Origin of the sequence: Marinobacter suaedae (assembly GCF_030519635.1) — a bacterium.
GTDB lineage: Bacteria > Pseudomonadota > Gammaproteobacteria > Pseudomonadales > Oleiphilaceae > Marinobacter > Marinobacter suaedae.
In genome coordinates, this window is sequence record NZ_JAUMIS010000002.1 from 954,441 (window position 1) to 974,458 (window position 20,018).

General features: G+C 57.8%; 21 protein-coding genes. 8 read left to right on the forward strand and 13 right to left on the reverse strand.

From position 1 onward, the window contains the following. Nucleotides 1-3 precede the first annotated feature (3 nt). The 7 genes from ispC to rpsB form a co-directional block, all read right to left on the reverse strand. Nucleotides 4-1,188: a 1-deoxy-D-xylulose-5-phosphate reductoisomerase gene (ispC, locus tag QVZ43_RS13215; protein ID WP_302910304.1), complete on the reverse strand. Its 1,185-nt coding sequence runs from the start codon at nucleotides 1,186-1,188 to the stop codon at nucleotides 4-6. Between the two features lie 6 nt (nucleotides 1,189-1,194). Next, nucleotides 1,195-2,034, reverse strand: a complete 840-nt coding sequence (locus QVZ43_RS13220) for a phosphatidate cytidylyltransferase (protein ID WP_302910305.1) — start codon at nucleotides 2,032-2,034, stop codon at nucleotides 1,195-1,197. 24 nt (nucleotides 2,035-2,058) lie between these two features. Continuing rightward, nucleotides 2,059-2,832 (reverse strand): polyprenyl diphosphate synthase, encoded by a 774-nt coding sequence (gene uppS / locus QVZ43_RS13225; protein ID WP_302910306.1) that lies wholly within the window; start codon nucleotides 2,830-2,832, stop codon nucleotides 2,059-2,061. A gap of 68 nt (nucleotides 2,833-2,900) precedes the next feature. Next, nucleotides 2,901-3,458: a ribosome recycling factor gene (gene frr / locus QVZ43_RS13230; protein ID WP_302910307.1), complete on the reverse strand. Its 558-nt coding sequence runs from the start codon at nucleotides 3,456-3,458 to the stop codon at nucleotides 2,901-2,903. A 75-nt stretch (nucleotides 3,459-3,533) separates the two neighbouring features. Beyond that, nucleotides 3,534-4,262, reverse strand: coding sequence for a UMP kinase (gene pyrH / locus QVZ43_RS13235; protein WP_223793101.1), 729 nt, complete (start codon nucleotides 4,260-4,262; stop codon nucleotides 3,534-3,536). A 183-nt stretch (nucleotides 4,263-4,445) separates the two neighbouring features. After that, nucleotides 4,446-5,315 (reverse strand): translation elongation factor Ts, encoded by an 870-nt coding sequence (gene tsf / locus QVZ43_RS13240; protein ID WP_302910308.1) that lies wholly within the window; start codon nucleotides 5,313-5,315, stop codon nucleotides 4,446-4,448. A gap of 91 nt (nucleotides 5,316-5,406) precedes the next feature. Beyond that, the gene (gene rpsB / locus QVZ43_RS13245) at nucleotides 5,407-6,159 is read right to left on the reverse strand and encodes a 30S ribosomal protein S2 (RefSeq protein ID WP_223793099.1); all 753 of its coding nucleotides are present in this window, start codon (nucleotides 6,157-6,159) and stop codon (nucleotides 5,407-5,409) included. A gap of 257 nt (nucleotides 6,160-6,416) precedes the next feature. Between rpsB and map the strand changes: the two genes are divergently transcribed. The 6 genes from map to dapE are packed head-to-tail and all read left to right on the forward strand — an operon-like array spanning nucleotide 6,417 to nucleotide 13,557. Next, entirely contained in the window at nucleotides 6,417-7,187 is a 771-nt protein-coding gene (gene map / locus QVZ43_RS13250; protein ID WP_223793098.1) for a type I methionyl aminopeptidase, read from the forward strand. Then, entirely contained in the window at nucleotides 7,188-9,833 is a 2,646-nt protein-coding gene (locus QVZ43_RS13255) for a [protein-PII] uridylyltransferase (protein ID WP_302910309.1), read from the forward strand. Continuing rightward, complete coding sequence (gene dapC, locus QVZ43_RS13260; protein ID WP_302910310.1) at nucleotides 9,830-11,032, forward strand: succinyldiaminopimelate transaminase; 1,203 nt, start codon at nucleotides 9,830-9,832, stop codon at nucleotides 11,030-11,032. The genes QVZ43_RS13255 and dapC overlap by 4 nt, the downstream gene beginning before the upstream one ends. Continuing rightward, nucleotides 11,029-11,376 (forward strand): ArsC family reductase, encoded by a 348-nt coding sequence (locus QVZ43_RS13265; protein ID WP_302910311.1) that lies wholly within the window; start codon nucleotides 11,029-11,031, stop codon nucleotides 11,374-11,376. The genes dapC and QVZ43_RS13265 overlap by 4 nt, the downstream gene beginning before the upstream one ends. Before the next feature lie 29 nt (nucleotides 11,377-11,405). After that, complete coding sequence (gene dapD, locus QVZ43_RS13270; RefSeq protein WP_302910312.1) at nucleotides 11,406-12,434, forward strand: 2,3,4,5-tetrahydropyridine-2,6-dicarboxylate N-succinyltransferase; 1,029 nt, start codon at nucleotides 11,406-11,408, stop codon at nucleotides 12,432-12,434. Beyond that, nucleotides 12,421-13,557: a succinyl-diaminopimelate desuccinylase gene (gene dapE / locus QVZ43_RS13275; RefSeq protein WP_302910313.1), complete on the forward strand. Its 1,137-nt coding sequence runs from the start codon at nucleotides 12,421-12,423 to the stop codon at nucleotides 13,555-13,557. The genes dapD and dapE overlap by 14 nt, the downstream gene beginning before the upstream one ends. Nucleotides 13,558-13,564: 7 nt before the next feature. Here dapE and QVZ43_RS13280 read toward each other — a convergent pair whose 3' ends face one another. Beyond that, nucleotides 13,565-13,783 (reverse strand): SlyX family protein, encoded by a 219-nt coding sequence (locus QVZ43_RS13280; protein WP_223793092.1) that lies wholly within the window; start codon nucleotides 13,781-13,783, stop codon nucleotides 13,565-13,567. 227 nt (nucleotides 13,784-14,010) lie between these two features. Here QVZ43_RS13280 and QVZ43_RS13285 point away from each other — a divergent pair, with 227 nt between their 5' ends. Continuing rightward, nucleotides 14,011-14,526: a cold-shock protein gene (locus tag QVZ43_RS13285; protein WP_302910314.1), complete on the forward strand. Its 516-nt coding sequence runs from the start codon at nucleotides 14,011-14,013 to the stop codon at nucleotides 14,524-14,526. Nucleotides 14,527-14,570: 44 nt separating this feature from the next. Here the strand turns inward: QVZ43_RS13285 and QVZ43_RS13290 are convergent, their stop codons facing one another. From QVZ43_RS13290 to QVZ43_RS13300, 3 genes are all read right to left on the reverse strand, one after another. Continuing rightward, nucleotides 14,571-14,945 carry a hypothetical protein gene (locus tag QVZ43_RS13290; protein WP_302910315.1) on the reverse strand — a complete coding sequence of 125 codons (375 nt, stop codon included), beginning with the start codon at nucleotides 14,943-14,945 and terminating at the stop codon, nucleotides 14,571-14,573. A gap of 49 nt (nucleotides 14,946-14,994) precedes the next feature. After that, nucleotides 14,995-16,314, reverse strand: coding sequence for a hypothetical protein (locus QVZ43_RS13295; RefSeq protein WP_302910316.1), 1,320 nt, complete (start codon nucleotides 16,312-16,314; stop codon nucleotides 14,995-14,997). A gap of 88 nt (nucleotides 16,315-16,402) precedes the next feature. Then, complete coding sequence (locus QVZ43_RS13300; RefSeq protein WP_302910317.1) at nucleotides 16,403-16,843, reverse strand: VOC family protein; 441 nt, start codon at nucleotides 16,841-16,843, stop codon at nucleotides 16,403-16,405. Between the two features lie 80 nt (nucleotides 16,844-16,923). On the opposite strand from QVZ43_RS13300, the gene QVZ43_RS13305 reads away from it, so the two are divergent. After that, on the forward strand, nucleotides 16,924-17,847 hold the full coding sequence (locus QVZ43_RS13305; RefSeq protein ID WP_302910318.1) for a DUF1853 family protein: 924 nt from the start codon (nucleotides 16,924-16,926) through the stop codon (nucleotides 17,845-17,847). Between the two features lie 38 nt (nucleotides 17,848-17,885). On the opposite strand, the gene QVZ43_RS13310 is transcribed toward QVZ43_RS13305, so the two are convergent. Beyond that, the gene (locus QVZ43_RS13310) at nucleotides 17,886-18,854 is read right to left on the reverse strand and encodes an NAD(P)H-quinone oxidoreductase (RefSeq protein WP_420890930.1); all 969 of its coding nucleotides are present in this window, start codon (nucleotides 18,852-18,854) and stop codon (nucleotides 17,886-17,888) included. Between the two features lie 33 nt (nucleotides 18,855-18,887). Next, nucleotides 18,888-20,009 carry a tRNA-queuosine alpha-mannosyltransferase domain-containing protein gene (locus QVZ43_RS13315; protein WP_302910320.1) on the reverse strand — a complete coding sequence of 374 codons (1,122 nt, stop codon included), beginning with the start codon at nucleotides 20,007-20,009 and terminating at the stop codon, nucleotides 18,888-18,890. Between the last annotated feature and the right edge of the window lie 9 nt (nucleotides 20,010-20,018).

Sequence of the window (20,018 nt, forward strand, 5' to 3'; positions counted from 1 at the left end):
GGTTCAGACCGCGACAAGACTAATCTCTTCCCGGGCACGGACGCGCGCTTCCGCGTCCTTTGCAAATATGGTGGCAAAGCTGTCCGCAGGCACCACCGCCGTTACGGACAGGGTTCGCTCTATAATAACGGGGATATCCGAGAAACACAGGTTACCAGCCAGAAATGCCGCGACGGCCTCTTCGTTTGCGGCATTCAAAACCGCAGGTGCAGTGCCACCCGTTTCGAAGGCTTCAGCGGCCAGCCTCAGGCATGGAAAGCGTTCCAGATCGGGCCGCTCGAAGTGGAACCGACCAATGGAGAACAAATCCAGCGGCGCCACACCCGCATCAATACGATCAGGCCACGCGAGCCCGTTGGCAATTGGCGTTCTCATATCCGGGCTGCCAAGTTGCGCCAGTACAGAGCCATCCGCGTACTCCACCATGGAGTGAATGATGCTCTCCGGGTGCACATGGACCTCAACCTTCTCCGGCGTAGTGTTGAACAGCCAGCAGGCCTCGATCAACTCCAGGCCCTTGTTCATCAGCGTGGCCGAATCCACGGAAATCTTCTGGCCCATGGACCAGTTCGGATGGGCGCAGGCCTGGGCTGGTGTTACGTCACGCAACGCCTCTGCGCTGTGCTGACGGAAGGGTCCGCCAGAGGCGGTCAGGAGAATTCGGGTGATGCCAGCGCCCAGCGGATCGCGGACCTTGTCCGCAGGCATACACTGGAAAATCGCGTTGTGCTCGGAATCAATAGGTAGCAATTCGGCCCCCGAATCGGCCACCGCATCCATGAACAGCTTGCCCGACATCACCAACGCTTCCTTGTTGGCCAGCAGCACTCGCTTGCCCGCTCTCACCGCAGCAAGGGTGGGCGATAAACCGGCCGCACCCACGATGGCGGCCATCACGGTATCGGACTCTGCCGCCGACGCCACTTCGCACAGGGCCTCGGGGCCACCCAGCACACGGATTCCGGGCATATCGGCTAGGAGATCGGTGAGCTCGGCCGCCGCCGCTGAACTGGCCATCACGGCCACCTGGGGCTGAAACTCCCGACACAGCGCTGCAAGCTCAGAGGCTCGCGAACCGGCGGTCAGTGCATAGACAGAAAAGCGATCGGGGTGACGCCGGACCACGTCCAGCGTGCTCAAGCCAATAGAGCCGGTCGCCCCGAGAATGGTGAGATGACGCTTCGACATACTGCCTTACCAGTGTCCGCCAGTGAGCCAGCCTGCGAGGGTAATGATAAGCGCGAACACAGGAATAGCGGCGGTCAGACTGTCAATGCGGTCAAGAATACCACCATGCCCAGGTAACAGCTGACTACTGTCTTTGATACCGCGGAAGCGCTTGAGCATGCTTTCGAAGAGATCGCCGAGCACGGACACAAAACCGGTAAACAGGCTGGCGGCGATCAGCAGAACAGTCTCTGACACAGACGCGGAAGCCGCCATGCTAACCAGCAAAGCAAAGAGTCCAACAGCGACTAGACCACCCCAGACACCGGCCCAGGATTTCCCCGGACTGACTCTTGGCGCCAGTTTGGCCTTGCCAAAGGCCCGCCCGGCAAAGTACGCACCAATGTCTGCCACCCAGACCACACAGAAGATATACAGTATGGCCCAGAGACTGTTAGTCACCTCGCCGAAAGACAAGGTACCGGTCCGGAGATAATTCAGTCCTACCCACGCTGGAACCAGGACCAGGAATCCCATTATGGCCCGCGCCGGCAACGTTCCCCAGGCATCAGATCCTCTGGGATAGGCCCTGACCAGCAGAAAGCAGCCAACCCACCAAACGAGTGCCAGCCAGAATACGGCCAGGGCCGGAACGTTGAGCAGAAAATAAAGAGTCAATGCAACGACACTTGCGTATGCAACCCGTCCGCCCTGCCCCTCGATACCAGACAGGTTGGCCCATTCCCAGGCACCCAACGTGATGATCAGCCCCGTGAACAGTGCAAACCCCATGGGTGGCAAAAAGAAGATCCCGCCGATGGCGATGGGAGCAAGGATGAGCGCGGTGATTATTCTGGTTCTGAGCACGGCTGAGATCGCTTCTGGGAGTCGTTAGGAGTGGGATGATGCCCGGGCGCTGATCTGGTCATCGGTCTGACCAAACCGGCGTTGCCGTTTGGCATACGCCTCCAGTGCCTTGTGCATCTCGGCTTCTTTGAAGTCAGGCCAGAACACCGGTGCGAAATACAACTCGGCGTAGGCCAGGTGCCACAGCATGAAATTACTGATTCGTTGCTCACCGGCGGTACGAATCATCAGATCCGGCATGGGCAAATCACCGATGCTCAGGTGCTGCTGCATCAGGTCGTCATTAATGTCCCCAGGCTCAAGCTTGCCGGTCCGAACCTTGGCGGCAAGCTGCCGGGCGGCCTGAGTGATATCCCAGTGCCCGCCATAGTTCGCGGCGATGACCAGAGTCATCAGGGTGTTGTCCTTGGTCAGCTCTTCGGCTTCCGCCATCTTCTTCTGCAAGACGGCGTTGAAGGCAGAACGGTCCCCGATAATCCGCAAGCGGATATTATTGCGGTGTAGCTTTCGCACCTCCCGCTCCAGAGCCAGGAGGAACAGCTTCATGAGGGCTGAAACCTCATCTTCTGGACGACGCCAGTTCTCGCTGGAAAAAGCAAACAACGTCAGAACTTCAACACCCTCGCGGGCGCAGGTCTCTACCACGGCTTTGACCGCATCCACGCCGGCCCTGTGGCCCGACACACCCTTCTGCCGGCGCTCTTTGGCCCATCGATTATTGCCATCCATGATGATGGCAACGTGTCGGGGTCTGCTGTCTGCAGACACCGGAATTTCTGCGGATACGGATTCCGTCATGCATTCCTCTACTCGGGTCGGGCAATCCGCGCCCGCCCCTTTGTGGTTTACTGCCTGCTCTGAGCCGGTTATACCGACATCAAGTCTTCTTCTTTCGCCTTGAGCGCCTTGTCTACCTCGGCAATGTAGCGGTCGGTCAGCTTCTGGATTTCGTCCTCGCCACGACGCTCGTCGTCCTCGGTGATTTCCTTTTCCTTCAACAGCTCCTTGATCATGCTGTTGGCATCACGACGGGCACTGCGGATGGCCACCCGCCCCTGCTCGGCATCGTTCTTGGCCTGTTTGACCATTTCCCGGCGGGTTTCTTCCGTCAGCATGGGCATAGGAACCCGGATCACGTCGCCACTGGTTGCCGGGTTGAGGCCCAGATCAGAACTCATGATCGCCTTTTCGATGGTCGGAACCAGGTTCTTTTCCCAGGGAGACACAGCCAGAGTCCGGTTATCTTCGACCGTGATACCAGCAACCTGCTTCAGCGGTGTTTCCTGCCCGTAGTAGTTGACCATCACACTGTCGAGAATAGCTGGATGTGCCCGACCGGTGCGAATCTTGTTAAAGGCCGTATGCAGAGCCTCGAGGCTCTTTTGCATTCGTTTGTCGGCGTCGGCTTTGATGTCGTTAATCACTTCAGCACCCTCAATTCGTTCCAGAGAACATTCAATCGTTTCCGGGGCAGCCTAGCATCCGTGCCCCGGCATAATTCATTCAATCAGTGTACCTTCTTTTTCACCAGTCACGATCCGGGTCAGCACGCCCGGACTGTTCATGTCGAACACCCGCAGCGGCATGCCGTGGTCGCGGGCGAGGCAGATCGCGGTGAGGTCCATGACGCCCAGCTTTTTGTCCAGCACTTCGTCGTAGGTCAGGTAATCGTATTTCTCGGCAGAACTGTCCAGCTTGGGATCGGCAGAGTACACACCGTCCACCTTGGTGCCCTTGAGCACGGCGTCCGCTTCAATTTCGATGCCGCGGAGACAGGCAGCGGAATCCGTGGTGAAGAAGGGGTTGCCGGTGCCGGCACAGAAGATAACCACATCACCGTCTTTCAGGTCGCGAACGGCACGGCGACGGTCGTAGTGCTCGACGATGCCGCTCATGGGAATGGCCGACATGACCCGGGTACGGATATTGGAACGTTCGAGGGCGTCGCGCATGGCCAGGGCGTTCATAACGGTCGCCAGCATGCCCATGTGGTCGCCGGTGACCCGGTCCAGACCGGCTGCGCTCAGGGCTGCACCCCGGAACAGGTTACCACCCCCGATGACCAGTCCGACCTGAACGCCGATACCGATCAGTGCGCCGATTTCAAGGGCCATTCTGTCAAGGACTTTGGGATCAATACCGAAATCGTGGTCACCCATCAGGGCTTCACCACTGAGCTTCAGGAGAACGCGCTTGTATCTGGGCTGGGTTTTGGATGATGTCGGCATGGTGATCCCCTTTTCGTCTGTTGGCAGCGATGCGGCGACTTTCGCTCCGCAGGCTTGTATCTGACATACTCCTCAAAAAGGGGTATCTCAGATACAAACCGGCCACGAAAGCCGGGAAACCCCGACTGACGTGGCAGACTGAGATGGCGCGCCGTCCGAAAGACCGGCGCACCGAAAGAAAAATCAGGCTTTGCCAGTGCCGGCTGCAGCAGCAACCTCAGCAGCGAAGTCCACTTCTTCCTTCTCGATACCTTCACCTACTTCCAGGCGAACAAAGCCAACCAGCTCACCACCGGCAGCCTTGATCAGCTCACCTACGGTCTGATCCGGGTTCTTAACGAACGGCTGTTCAACAAGGCTGTTCTCCTTGAGGAACTTCTTAATACGGCCGCCCATCATCTTCTCAACGATTTCAGCAGGCTTGCCTTCCATATCCGGCTGAGCCTTGATGATTTCCTTCTCTTTTTCCAGCTCTTCTTCCGGCATTTCTTCCGGCTTGCCTACGCGCGGGTTAACGGCAGCAGCGTGCATCGCCACATCGCGGGCAACTTCTGCGTCACCGGCAGAGATAGCTACTACGGAAGCAATCTTGTTGGTGCTGTGAACGTAGCCACCAACAACCGGGCCTTCAACCTTGACGATACGACGAACGGTGATGTTCTCGCCGATCTTCTGAACCAGCGCCTCGCGCTTGGCTTCCAGATCGCCTTCCATCAATTTGGCAACGTCGGTTTCGCCTTTTTCGAAAGCAACAGCCAGAACGTCGTTGGCGAACGCGAGGAAGTTGTCGTCACGGGCAACGAAGTCAGTCTCGGAGTTAACTTCCAGCATGAAAGCAACGGTGTTGTCATCGGAAATCTTGACCAGAGACACACCCTCAGCCGCAGTACGGCCGGCTTTCTTGGCAGCCTTCAAACCAGAAGACTTACGCAGCTCTTCGATTGCAGCATCAACATCGCCACCAGCTTCAACGAGCGCCTTCTTGCACTCCATCATGCCAAGACCGGTACGCTCACGCAGCTCTTTGACCATTGCAGCGGTAATTGCAGCCATGTTCAATCCTCTCAATTATTTCGAATTCGGTAGGACAGGCGTGCCCGCTTCAAACCGGGCACGCCTTACTTCAAAAGCGTGGTTCTGACGCTTATTCGGCAGCCGGAGCGGCGCCTTCTGCGTCTTCGCTGACTTCAACAAACTCGTCAGCGCCTGCGCCTGCAGACTGAGCTGCTTCGATGCAGGTATCGGCAACCGCCTTAACGTAGATCTGGATAGCGCGGATGGCGTCGTCGTTACCCGGGATCACGTAGTCAACGCCGTCAGGATCGCTGTTGGTATCAACAACGCCGATAACCGGAATACCCAGCTTGTTGGCTTCCTTGATCGCGATGCGCTCGTGGTCTACGTCGATAACGAACAGTGCGTCCGGCAGGCCGCCCATGTCCTTGATACCACCGATTGAACGCTCGAGCTTGTCCATTTCACGGGTGCGCTCAAGAGCTTCTTTCTTGGTCAGCTTGTCGAAAGTACCGTCTTTGCTCTGGGCGTCCAGATCACGGTAGCGACGGATAGACTGACGGATGGTCTTGTAGTTGGTCAGCATGCCACCGAGCCAGCGATGGTTAACGAACGGCTGGCCAGCGCGCTCTGCTTCTTCCTTGATGATCTTGGCCGCAGCACGCTTGGTGCCAACGAACAGGATCTTGTTCTTGTTCTCTGCCAGCTGCTGAATAACCTTCAGCGCATCGTTCATGGCAGGAACAGTCTGCTCCAGGTTGATGATATGAATCTTGTTGCGGGCGCCGAAGATAAACTTCGACATCTTGGGGTTCCAGTAGCGAGTCTGGTGACCGAAGTGAGCACCTGCTTTCAGCAGGTCACGCATATTTACCTGAGCCATGTAGTTACCTTTTTAGCTTCGGGTTAGTCCTCCACGAGTCCGATTGCCCCAACCCACTTTCATTCGTGTGTTGATGAAAGGGAGCACCCTGGGACAACGTGTCGACACGTGTGCGAATTTGCCGGATTCGTTTCCGGCGGCCGCGTTTATACCACAATCCTCTTCGCAAAAGCCATTATTTTTGCACCCCACCTTCCTTGTACCTGAACACTCAGCCCCTTAAAATGCCGGGCTGATGCAATTTAATGGGAAGCCCGATGCAAGTATCGATTAAGACCCCGGAAGAAATCGAAAAAATGCGCGTTGCCGGCCGCCTGGCCGCAGAAGTCCTCGAACTGCTTGATGAGCACATCAAGCCTGGAATCACCACCGAGGACATCAACCGCATCTGCCACGATCATATTGTGAACGTGCAGAAGGCGATCCCGGCCCCCCTCAACTACAAGGGTTTTCCGAAATCCGTGTGCACGTCAGTGAATCACGTGATCTGCCACGGAATACCGACCGAGAAAAAAGTGCTCAAGGACGGCGACATCATTAATGTGGATGTGACCGTTATAAAAGACGAATACCACGGTGACACCAGCAAAATGTGGGTCGTCGGAAAGCCCAAACCCGGCACCGAGCGCTTGATCAAGATCACCCAGGAGTGCCTCTATAAAGGCATCGAGCTGGTCAAACCCGGCACCAAACTGGGCGATATCGGCCATGTGATCCAGCAGCACGCTGAAAAACATCGCTACTCGGTGGTTCGGGACTACTGCGGCCACGGTATCGGCAAGGTCTTCCACGAAGAGCCGCAGGTCATGCATTACGGAAAACCGGACACCGGCATGGAACTGCAGGAAGGCATGACCTTCACGATCGAGCCGATGATCAATCAGGGTAAGTTTCAGACAAAATTATTGCCAGACGGCTGGACGGTGGTCACCAAAGATCACAAGCTGTCCGCACAGTGGGAGCACACCATTCTCGTCACTGCCGATGGGTACGAGGTTCTGACCAAGCGATCGGAAGAGCCGTTCTAAGTGGACTTAAACAGACTGGAGTCCCGCATCAGCGAGGACGCCTCGCCGGCGCCTGCCGCCAAAGAACTGCTTAAAACGCGCTACCAGGCGGATGCGGAAGCCTTCCGCCAGGGAGCCGATGTCCGTGCGCTGGTGCATTCCCGGGCCGACACAGTAGACCGGGTTTTAAAGCTGATCTGGGAACGCTACCCGTTCGCAGACTCCCCCGATATCGCGCTGATTGCCGTGGGCGGCTACGGTCGCGGTGAACTCCACCCCCATTCGGACATCGACCTGCTCATTCTAACCCGGTCCGGTGTCGAAGACGGCTGGCACGAGGATCTTAGCGCCTTCATTACGCTGCTCTGGGACCTGAAACTCGACATCGGGCACAGCGTCCGAAGCATGGCCGAAGGCATCGAGGCGGCCCGGGAAGACATCACGATCCTGACCAACCTGCTGGAAACACGTACCATCGCTGGCCCCGACGATTTACGCCAGGAACTCAGTGAGCAGGTTTATTCCGACAGTGTCAGCACCGACCGCGCCTATTTTATTGCCAAACGGCAGGAACAGCAGGCCCGCCACGAGAAATACGGTGACACTGAGTACAACCTCGAACCCAACGTGAAGGGGTCTCCCGGAGCGCTTCGGGATATCCAGACCATCGGCTGGATCACCAAACGCCACTTCGGCCTGCAGGATATTTCCGATCTGGTTAAGTCGAACATCCTGCTTGAAGAGGAATACCAGATTCTCCTGCAGGGAGAGACATTTCTCTGGCAGTTGAGATATGGCCTGCAACTGCTGGCAGACCGGAACGAAAACCGTTTGATGTTCGATCATCAGCGCGCGCTGGCGCAGATGATGGGCTACAAGGACGAAGGCAAACGTCTCGGTGTTGAGCTGATGATGCAGTCCTACTACCGAACAGTTCTGGCCCTGGCGGAGCTTACGGACGTCATCCTCCAGTACTACGATGAGGCCATTCTTGCCTCTGGTCAGGAAGATGACATCCAGCCCCTGAACAAGCGCTTCCAGATGCGCAACCGGTACATTGAGGCCATCAACAACCAGGTTTTTGCCTACGCACCCTACGCCATCATGGAGATCTTCGTCCTGATGGCACAGCACCCTGACATCAAGGGCATCCGGGCCACCACCATTCGCTCCCTACGGGCTCACCGGCACCTGATCGACGACGCCTTCCGATCGGACCTGGGGGTGACCACCCTGTTCATGGAACTGCTGCGAACGCCTCACGCGCTTGAGCACACGCTGTCTGCCATGAAGAAGTACAACGTGCTTGGGCGCTACTTGCCTGAATTCGGGCAGATCATCGGACAGATGCAGCACGATCTGTTCCACATCTACACGGTGGATGCCCATACTCTCAGAGTCATTCGCAACATGACCCGCCTGCGGGGACACGAGGCGAAAACCGAGTTCCCCCTGGCCTGCCGCCTGATTCACCAGCTGCCCAAACTGGAGAATCTTCTGATCGCCGGGCTCTACCACGATGTGGCCAAAGGGCGTGGCGGCGACCACTCGGAGCTGGGCGCCATAGACGCCGAAGCCTTCTGCAAGCAGCATCACCTGAGTGAACGGGATACCTCGCTGATTTCGTGGCTGGTAGAAAACCATCTTCTGATGTCCATGACCGCCCAGCGCAAGGACATCTCAGACCCGGACATCATCCACAATTTTGCCCGGGCCGTGCCCAGCCAGATGCACCTGGATTATCTCTACGTGCTGACCGTCTGCGACATCAGCGCTACCAATCCCAAGCTCTGGAACACCTGGCGCGCCTCCCTTCTCCGCCAACTTTACATCGAAGCCAAGCGCGCTCTTCGCAGGGGTACAGAAACGCCGGTCAACCGGGATGAATGGATTCAGGCCACACAGTCCGAAGCGCGGGAAATCCTGATCGCTCAGAACATGACCGACGAGCAGATCGACACCATCTGGGACACAGTGGACGAAGATTACTTCCTTCAGGATTCCACGGTCGACATTGCCTGGCAGACCGCGGCTATCATTCGCCACGGCGATAATCCCGATCCGATGGTGCTGATTCGCGACACCCGCGGAGGCCCGACCGACGGTTATTCCCAGATCATCATTTACGTGAAAGACCGGGTTGCCCTTTTCGCCGCCACGACGGCCGTGCTGGAGCAACTGAACCTGAACATCGTTGATGCTCGCATCAGCTCCGGCGTTGGTGACTACGCCATCAGCTCCTATGTGGTGCTGGATGAGAAAGGACAGCCCCTGGGCACCGATCCGGCCCGGAAGGATCGGGTCCGGAAGCGCCTGATTGAGGAGCTGGATGATCCGGAAGACTACCCGGACATCATTCACCGCCGGACCCCAAGGCAGCTCAAACATTTCGCCTTCCCGACCGAGGTGACCTTCTCCAACGACACCATCAACCAGCGTACGGTGATGGAAGTCATCACACCGGACCGGCCGGGCCTGTTGGCCCGTATCGGGCAAGTACTGCTGGATCATCGGGTTCGCCTGTCGAACGCCAAGATCGCCACCCTCGGCGAGCGGGTCGAGGACGTATTTTTTATTACCGACGAACAGGGCGCCCCGATCAGTGACGCCTCCCTGTGCCGGGACCTGCAACAGGGCCTCTGTAAAGTTCTGGACGATACTCAATGAATCCCAATCTGACGAAACTCCATCCCTACCCGTTTGAGAAGCTTGCCAAGCTGAAAGCCGGCATTGAACCGCCAGCCGATATCGCGCCGATCTCTCTGGGCATCGGCGAGCCCAAACATCCCTCCCCGGAATTCGTCAAACAGGTGGTCGCCGACAGTCTCGACAAGTTGGCAAACTACCCCACCACCAAGGGTACGGATGAACTTCGCCAGGCCATCAGTGAATGGGCAACGGCGCGCTTCCAGCTGCCCGAGGGTTCACTGGATCCGGCACAGCATGTGGTACCGGTGAACGGGACCCGGGAGGCCATTTTCTCTCTGGTGCAGGCCGTGGTGGACAGCGGCCGCCCTGCAACAGTGGTCAGTCCCAATCCCTTTTACCAGATCTATGAAGGCGCAGCGCTGCTGGCCGGCGCAACACCGGTTTACCTACCCTGCGACGGCTCCAATGGATTCATTCCAGACTTTGACGCAGTGCCCGAATCGGTCTGGCACGAGTGTCAGGTTCTGTTCCTGTGCTCTCCCGGCAACCCCAGTGGCGCAGTGATCCCCCGCGACACGCTGATCAAGGTCATCGAACTCGCGGACCGGTACGATTTTATCGTCGCCTCTGACGAGTGTTACTCGGAACTCTATCCCGACGAAGCCCAGCCTCCAGAAGGGTTGCTGCAAACATGCGCAGCCATGGGCCGCCAGGGTTTCGCCCGCTGCATTGTGTTTCACAGCCTGTCCAAGCGCAGTAACCTTCCGGGCCTGCGATCCGGCTTTGTCGCGGGTGACGCGAAGGTCATCGAGGACTACCTGAAATACCGGACCTACCACGGTTGCGCCATGCCCATCCAGAACCAGCTGGCCAGCATTGCCGCGTGGCGTGACGAAGATCATGTCCGGGAAAACCGCGCAGCCTACCGGGCCAAGTTTGAAGCCGTGGTGCCCATCCTGCGAGAGGTGATGGACGTGGAATTTCCGGATGCCGGATTCTACCTATGGCCGACAACCCCCATGGACGATGAAACCTTCGCCAGGGACTTGTCAGCCCAGCAGAACGTTCACGTGTTACCCGGACGATACCTGTCTCGCACGGTAGATGGGGTCAATCCTGGCGAGAACCGGGTACGCATGGCCCTGGTTGCCCCACTCGAGGAATGTGTTGAAGCGGCGCACCGTATTGTTGAATTCGTAAAGGCAAATACCCCATGAAACTGTACGGCATCAAGAACTGCGACACCGTCAAAAAGGCCCGGAAATGGCTGGACGATCGAAACATCGCCTACGACTTTCACGACTTCAAGAAAGAGGGGCTGGACAGCGAACGCCTGACCCAATGGGAGCAGGCCGCCGGATGGGAAACCCTGCTCAACCGCCGTGGCACCACCTGGCGAAAACTTCCCGACGACGTTCGTGATACCATTGGCGCCCAATCCGCCCACCAGATCATGCTAGACAACCCTTCCATCATTAAGCGGCCGGTTGTAGAGCATGACGGGTCCGTCTCCGTCGGATTCAAGGACGACGACTGGGCACAAAAGTTCGCAGACGCTTAAGCCTCACCAGACAAAGGAGCAAACACCTGATGAGTTTCGCATTCGGAATCGGTATCGGCACCCAGAACAAAAAGGGCGACTGGCTGGAGGTTTTTTACCAGCAGCCGGTTATGGCCCCCGGCAGTGTCCTGATGGAAGTGGTGAGCAACACCCTGGGCTATCAGGGCGGCAACCAGGCCATTCAGGCAAAAGCGGAACAGCTGTCAGAACTGGCGAGCGCCCTGCGCCGGGCCGGCGAAACCACGCAGGCCATTCTGGCGGAAAAGGCATCCCAGAGCTCTCGCCCCGTCGCCGTGACCATCCTTGATACCGACGATGCGGCCTCCAGCACGCCAGAGGTGTACCTCAAGCTGCATCTGATTTCCCACCGTCTGGCCAAGCCCCATAGCCTGAAGCTGGACGGCATCTTTGGCCTGCTGCCGAACCTGGCCTGGACCAGCGAAGGCGCCATTGACCTGGAAGAACTTCCGGAACGCCAACTGCAGGCCCGTATTGAAGGCCACACTCTGGAAGTGAAATCGGTGGACAAGTTCCCGCAGATGACCGATTACGTGGTTCCGAGCGGTGTGCGCATTGCAGACACCGCCCGTGTGCGCCTCGGCGCCTACGTGGGTGAAGGCACCACCGTGATGCATGAAGGCTTCATCAACTTCAATGCCGGCACAGAAGGCACCAGCATGATCGAAGGCCGCATCTCTGCCGGCGTGATGATCGGCAAGGGCTCTGACCTGGGCGGCGGCTGCTCCACCATGGGCACGCTTTCTGGCGGCGGCAACATTATCATTTCTGTTGGCGAGAACTGCCTGATCGGCGCCAACGCCGGTATCGGCATCCCGCTGGGCGATCGCTGCACCGTCGAAGCCGGTCTCTATATTACCGCCGGCACTAAAGTGGCACTGCTGGACGACCACAACGAACTGGTCGAAGTCATTAAAGCCCGCGATCTCGCCAACAAGCCGGACCTGCTCTTCCGCCGCAACAGCCAGACTGGCGCCGTGGAGTGCAAGACCAACAAGTCCGCCATCGAGCTGAACGAAGAGCTGCATGCAAACAACTGATTCCCCCACCCTCAAACTTGCCAGGGACCTGATCAGCCGGCCATCGGTGACTCCCGAAGACGCCGGCTGCCAGGACCTGATGATGTCCCTGCTTGCACCTCTGGGTTTCAACGCAGAGAAACTGTGTTTTGGCGAGGTTGACAACCTTTGGGCCCGGAAGGGCTCAGAGGGCCCGGTGCTCGCTTTTGCCGGCCACACCGATGTGGTGCCTACCGGTCCCGAGAAAAACTGGGATCACGCTCCGTTCGATCCTGTCGTTAAAGACGGTTACCTCTGGGGCCGCGGAGCAGCGGATATGAAGGGCAGCCTGGCGGCCTTCGTTACGGCCTGTGAGCGTTTCGTCGCCGCCTATCCTGAACACCGGGGTTCTATCGCCCTGCTTATCACCAGCGATGAGGAAGGCCCGGCGCTGGACGGTACCGTCAAGGTGGTTAAAACCCTGGAAGATCGCAACGAAAAGATCGACTGGTGCCTGATTGGTGAGCCTTCAAGCACCAAAGAGGTTGGCGATGTGATCAAGAACGGTCGCCGGGGCTCATTACACGGCCATTTGACCGTTCATGGCATTCAGGGCCACGTAGCCTATCCGCATCTGGCGGAAAACCCGGTTCATTCAGTGGCGCCGGCCCTCGACGCCCTGGCCAATGAATTCTGGGACGGTGGAAACGATTTTTTCCCGCCTACGACTTTCCAGATCACCAAAGTGGAAGCCGGCACGGGCAGCAATGTAATCCCGGGTGAATGCCTGGTGCACTTCAACTTCCGGTACTGTACTGAAAGCACAGCAGAGAGCCTGGAAGAGCGGGTCGTGGCGATCCTGGACCGCCACAACCTGAAGTACGATTTGAAGTGGCAACTGAGCGGACGCCCGTTCCTTACCGACAAAGGTGCTCTGGTGTCAGCCACTCAGGCGGCTATCAGCAAGGTCACCGGTCGGGATACAGAGCTGTCTACGTCGGGTGGCACATCCGATGGCCGCTTCATCGCACCCACCGGCGCTCAGGTGGTAGAGCTGGGACCTATCAATGCGACGATTCACAAGGTGAATGAATGCGTGAGTATTGAGGATCTGGACACGCTCTCGCAGATCTACGAGCAGATCCTCATCGAACTGCTCGCCTGAAGCGGAATCAATAGTGGGGAGGCGGCGTTTCGTCTTCCTCACTCTTGATGTTTGACGGCGAGAGTTCCCTGACCTGCTTGTGCAGCAAGCGCTTGGCCTCCCACAATTCGCGCAACTCCAGCTCCTGTTTCGCCAACTGATCACTGAGGGTGTTGATAATATCGTCCTGAAAGGCCAGACGCACTTCCAGTTCGTCCATTCTGGTTTCGAGATTTTTATCCGTCATAGCTAGTCAAACGCTCCCCGTCAGGACTCCGTGGCTGACGTAATTGCTTAAGACAACAACGATTATCCCCTTGGTCAGCGTTCGGAATAATCTGGTATCATGCCGCTTTTGCCCGCCAGTGTCTCCACGGTTCGGATGGCCGGCGGTTTTCACCGACCGAGTGTCAGAGTTTACCCGACATCCGGTTCTTTATCGTTAGCGTTACAAAAATGGAGAAAGTTCAGTCAATGCGTAATCCAGCCAAAGCGATCCTCGTTGCCATCCTGATCGCCATTCCCGCACCACTGATTCTGGCTACCCTGCTTTCCTACACCCCCGAACCCCTTCGACTGATTGCCGCCGGTGACCTGGTCGAGGCTCTGGGCAGCAACCGGGGTATCGCAGCCTACCTGATCAGTTTTGTTCTTTTTGGTATTGCCGGCTTCCTCGTTGCAGCACTGGCAGGTAAGCAACAAACCGCACGCAGAAACACATACCAGTCGGCCCAGCAGAACTACGAGGAGGACGACGACTATGACGACAGCACCCCAGAGGGTGACGAAGAAGGCACTGTTAAGTGGTTCAATGTGAAAAAGGGCTTCGGCTTCATCGTGCGTGACAGCGGTGACGAAGTGTTTGTTCACTTCCGCGCCATTCGCGGTCGCGGCCGCCGTGTCCTGCGCCAGGGTCAACTGGTGCGCTTCAATGTGGTTGAGGCCGACAAGGGCCTGCAGGCAGACAACGTGTCTATTCTCAGCGACTGATCACGCCGCCAATCACGAAAAAGGCAGCCCTCGGGCTGCCTTTTTTAGTTCCAGTTAACCAGGTGCTCCCCTCGATGATCGAGGCGCCACCACTTTTCATCTTCAACCGGGTCCCCTTCCATCCAGTCTCCGGGGCTGCACCGGACTTCGGTATCCAAAGACCGCCATGCGCTGCGTGCGCAGTCCAGGTCGGACGACCAGGGCAGTGCTTCACCTTCCATCACCAGCGATGTAAACCGCTTTCCAAACGCACCGGGATACAGCGTAATTCGCAGACCAGCCCCCTGAAACAGGGCCGTTCCCTTGATGACGGAGTCCACCTGACTGTCATCCAGTTCCAACTGGTCCAGCTGCCCCTCCAACCACTGGGATACCGCGCCTACCTCGAGGTCGCGGACATAAATCTCCAGATCCTTCACCCGTTGTGTCTCCAACCTGATTACGATTCTGCCGGCAATACTGAACCGGTCAACGCTTTGCTGCAACCCATCGAGCCAGCTCGCTGCTCAAATCATCCACGCTTAAGTGCCTGAGCGTGCCGGCGGCCTTGCGCTCGAACCAGGCGACTTCAACCGCCGCTTTGCTCAACTGCAGCTCATCGAGGGAAGCCGCAATGGCACTGGCAGGTTCACGACGAGCCAATTCCAACAGAGCTTGACGGCGCAACGACTCCAGCTGCCCCGACATTGCCATCGATTCGCCCGAACCACGTCGGGCAAACAGATCCAGCCGCGCAGCTGCCCGCTCCACCCAACGCAGCAGGTCACCGGGCCACATAACAGAAGGATCCCGGCAACTTGCGGCATACCGAATCACTGAAACAGGGATTTCGATCTGCCAGCGTTTTTCGATCAAGGGCTGATGCGCCACGAGAATGGCCTCTTTCTGGCCAGCACTCGTTGAAGGCGTATCAATCACGTCAATCAGCCGCCCCAACCAGTGCTCCAGCCGCGAACAGTCGGCAGGGCTGGATGAATTTCCCACCAGCAATATTGGCCCCTGCCAGCTGGCAAGCACATCCAACAACTGCGTTTCTGTGCGTTCGACGAGAACCATAAGGTCGGCCGGGGAGCAGTTATCCAGAACCAGCACAGAGGCAGAAGCCAGAGAGTCGGTTCCCTCACTCTCCTGACACCGTGCCAATTCGAACAGGTTCTGGTCAGTCCTCGGATTCACAACACGATGGTCCAACGCCAGTTCGCCGAGGGCAAACTGAAGCAGGCTGGACTTACCTGCCCCACGGACTCCCGTGAGCCAGACCAGCGATTGCGGCGATGAGGCCAGCGAGACAGTTATATCCTCGGCAACCAGGAGCCAGTCGCTGTCAGTGACGACCAATGGGACAGAGGGATCCTTCGATGCATCGTGAGGCAGCAGAGCGGTGGCATCGGGCCAGGTCACTACCACTTCAAGAACCGCCACGTAGGCCTTGTCACGCAGGCGCTCCATTCCCGAGACCAGTACCCGAAGCAGAACACTCCAATCAAGCCAGGACTGGTCGCAAACCTCCCTGGCCTCTGCAAACCAGGCCAGTAGCTGGGACGACAGAAACCCTTCCCGGCCGACTTCCGTCACCACCGGCTGTTCACACTGAACGGTTCTCACCAGTTCATCGAGATCCACTCCGGCCCGGTGCAAGAAGGCGGTTACCGAGGTACAGGATTCCAGCAGTGCCAGCAGATAATCCTCGGCGGTGACAACCGAGCCACCGCGCTGATGCACCCCGTCCCGCGCCTGCACCAGTGCTACCTGGCATTCGGGGGACAGGCATCCTTGCCAATCTTCCATAAAACGTTCCATGTTATTAACAGATCTCCCTGATCTTGCATTACCTACGAAATGAATGAGCTCCCTGGTTGTCCAACTCCCTGGACGCTTACCAGGTTCCGGTATTTTCCATGCTGACCCAGGGTTCCTTCGGCGGCAAGGCCTCACCCTTTTGCAACAGTTCAATGGAAATATTATCCGGCGTGCGAATAAACGCCATATGACCATCTCTCGGGGGGCGGTTAATGGTTACCCCATTCGCCTGCAAGTGTTCACACAGTGCGTAGATATCATCAACGCGATACGCAAGATGACCAAAATTCCGCCCCCCGGAGTACTCCTCGGGATCCCAATTGTAGGTCAGCTCGATCATGGGCGCCTTGTCTTGCCGGGCACGCGCTTCATCATCGGGGGTCGCGAGGAACACCAGAGTGAAGCGGCCTTTCTCGCTACTCTTGCGACTGATCTCCTTCATCCCCAGCAGATCACAGAAAAAGTGCAGCGTTTCCTCCAGGTTGGAAACCCGGATCATAGTGTGAAGGTATTGCATATCAGGACACCTCGTTGGTGGTACGGAATTCAGTTTCGAGAGCCCCTTACCAACCTCAAAGTTTAGGGTATTCTGAAACAATGAACAGCCGCGAACATACCACGGAACTCTTTGACTTCAACCACCCGGCCGTGCGGCACCTGGCCTGGCTCTGTACCGCCCCTCAACTGATTAAGGGGCGATCTGTGTTCAAGCCTTCAGAGCATCTGACGCCGGAGTACCAGGAAAAGCTGACGCACTGGGATAAATACCCGTCAAGCATGCCCGAGCGCCTGCGAATGGAGTCGCCGCCCAAACGCCTGGGTTATTATTTTGAGCAACTCTACGAGGTCCTCCTGACTGATCTCCTCGGCTGGCAGGTTTTGCTCAAGAATCTGCAAATCCAGTCCGAGGGCCGGACCCTGGGTGAGCTGGATTTCGTCGTTCAAAACACCACAGACGACCGGATTGAACACCATGAAATCGCCATCAAGTACTATCTGGGCGTTCCGAATGGGAATGGGAACGGTGACGCAAAGTGGTTTGGCCCAAACGCCCGGGACCGGCTGGACCTGAAACGGGATCTGCTGATCAACCACCAGAGCAGACGTACCGAAGAACCCGAGGGGATAGAAACCCTGGCGATGCATGGAATAAAAGGCCCGCTTCCATGCCGCCTCTTTATGCCAGGATACCTGTTCTATCCGCTCGGTGAATTTCTGAATCCGCCATCCGACGCGCCGGCTGATCACCTCAGGGGCTGGTGGGTTTACGCCAGGGACGCGGAAACCATGGATACATCACACTGGATTGAACTTCGAAAGCCCCATTGGGTAGGCCCGTGGCGACAAAACCAGCCGCCGAGCCCTGACGACACAAACGAACGACTGAACTCTGTCGACGAGCTCCGGGTGCCGCGGCTGTTCGCGGAGCTCGAACAGGATCGAACCAGGGGGCAATGGCGCGAGGTTCGCAGGATTTTTGTGGTTCCGCAGACCTGGCTCGGTGAGAAGGCCCCCAAGTAATCCTCCTCCCGAGCACACAGGACAGCACACCAGCTGCGCTAATCGGAGACTTTCAGCAGCACCTTACCGGTATTACGGTTCTCCGCGACATAAGCCATGGCCTCCTCGGCCTCGGTGACAGGCCAGTCGCAATCGATGACGGGCTCAATCTGACCGGCGCTCAGCAAGGGCCAGACACGCTTGTGCAACTCGTGCATAACCCGCCCCTTGTCCTCCACGGTCCGGGACCGAAGGGTTGAGCCGATCAGCTGATGGCGTTTAACCAGCATCAGTCCCAGATCCACTTCCGCCATTCGGCCACCCATCAAACCGATCAGCACAATCCGCCCATCCACATTCAGAACTTTCTGATCATCGGCGATGTACTTCCCGCCGACGGGGTCAAGGACCATATCAACGCCACCACCCCAGGTCTTCACCGCGTCCACGAAGGAACCATCGTTTCGATCCCAGAGGCCTGACGCGCCCAGCTGTTTGCATACCTCCAGCTTTTCGGCACTGCCGGCTGTAGCAAAGACCGGGTTGCCAAAGGCCGTCGCCAGCTGGATAACCGCAGTGCCCAATCCGCTGGCAGCGGCGTGCAGGAGAACCCGCTCCCCCGGCTTCAAACCGGCTTCCATGTATAGATTCAGCCAGGCGGTGGCAAACACTTCCGGGATCGCAGCAGCCTGCCGGAGGCTGAATCCCCTGGGAATGGGCAACACCTGCACGGCAGGTACCGTCACCCGGGTGGCGTAACCACCGCCGGTCAGCAGGGCACAGACCTCATCGCCGACGGCAAACTCTGCCACTTCTTCCCCAACAGCCGCAATTCGGCCACTGACCTCCAGCCCCATAATCTCGGATGCCCCGGGAGGAGGCGGATAAAGACCGGCCCTTTGCATCAGGTCGGCGCGGTTGATGGCGGTCCAGACTACCTCGATTTCCACGTGGTCGGCAGGCAACTCTTTCGGGGTTTCGTGGTCTCCCCAGTTCAGCTTACCGCCGCTTACCGTGATTGCTTTCATCATGTCTGAGCTCTTTGCCTTTGGAACGTTGCGTCAGGATAACCGATGTGTTTCCAGCGTTGTATGGATCATCTTCTCATATGCGGTCAGCAGGCGACTTTCGCGCCATTCGTCAGGTACGCTAGCCACCGAACCGGATGCAAGCATATTCACGAGCTGCCGCGCTGCACCCTCAGCTTCCCTGTCCGGCCGGCCGGAAACGCTCGGATACAGCTGCGACGCGGGAACATACTCGGGATAGGCCAGACGGTCCGGCGCAAGTGCCAGGCACCCTGATGCCATGGCCTCAAGCATCGACAGCCCCTGAAAATCGTGCACCGCGGTTGAAATCACAACATCTGCCTCTTGAAGCAGCTTGTCGTATTGGCTCTGATCCGCCAGGAATCCCCAGTACACGATGCGGTCACCATGCCGCTCAAGAATAGACTCGAATTCCCCGGGCTGCTGCCGGAACTGCTCGCCGACCACGCTCAGACGGAAGTTTTGCCCCTGCAGGCGCAATTCATCCAGCAACATCAGCAACCGGTCCGGGCCCTTGTCGTACTCCCACCTGTGATTCCACAACAGGTGCGGGCAGTCGGTATCTGGTGGTCTCTGGCGCTCTCGGAAAAGTCTCTCCTCAACCGGCACCGGAACAACCTGTGACTTTGCAGTCAGCCTCTCCAGTGCGCCTTCTGGAATCCCATCAGGAAGCTTTCGAAAAAGGGCCTCGACGCCCGCCAGAAAGCTGCGACGATTCCAGTCACTGTTAAACACCACCGTCGTTGCCGAAATCGCGCTGTAAAGGTTAACCATCTGCGGGTCCACACTCTGGTGCTGCCCCTCGGACTCCGGATAGGAAAACTGGTTTTCGTGCATGTACAGAACGGCGGGAATGGACGCCAGATGGGGGTGAAATCCCCGGATGGAGGCAAGATCGACCATGGAGGTGGCCAGAAGAAGATCCCATTGCTGATTTAGCAATGGTTCATTGAGCCAGGTCAGCGCGTTGCCCCGGATCCGCCAGCGGAAGTAGCGTGGCGGCAGAGCCAGGCTGTGCCACTCATAACCATCAAGGCCGGCGACCAGTTGCTCCCGCCAGCGCCGGTGGCTGCCGGCGTCGTAGGCAGAAAGAACAAGTATTCTGGGTTTGCGGGCGGTGGTCGAATCGGACATGCGGGCATT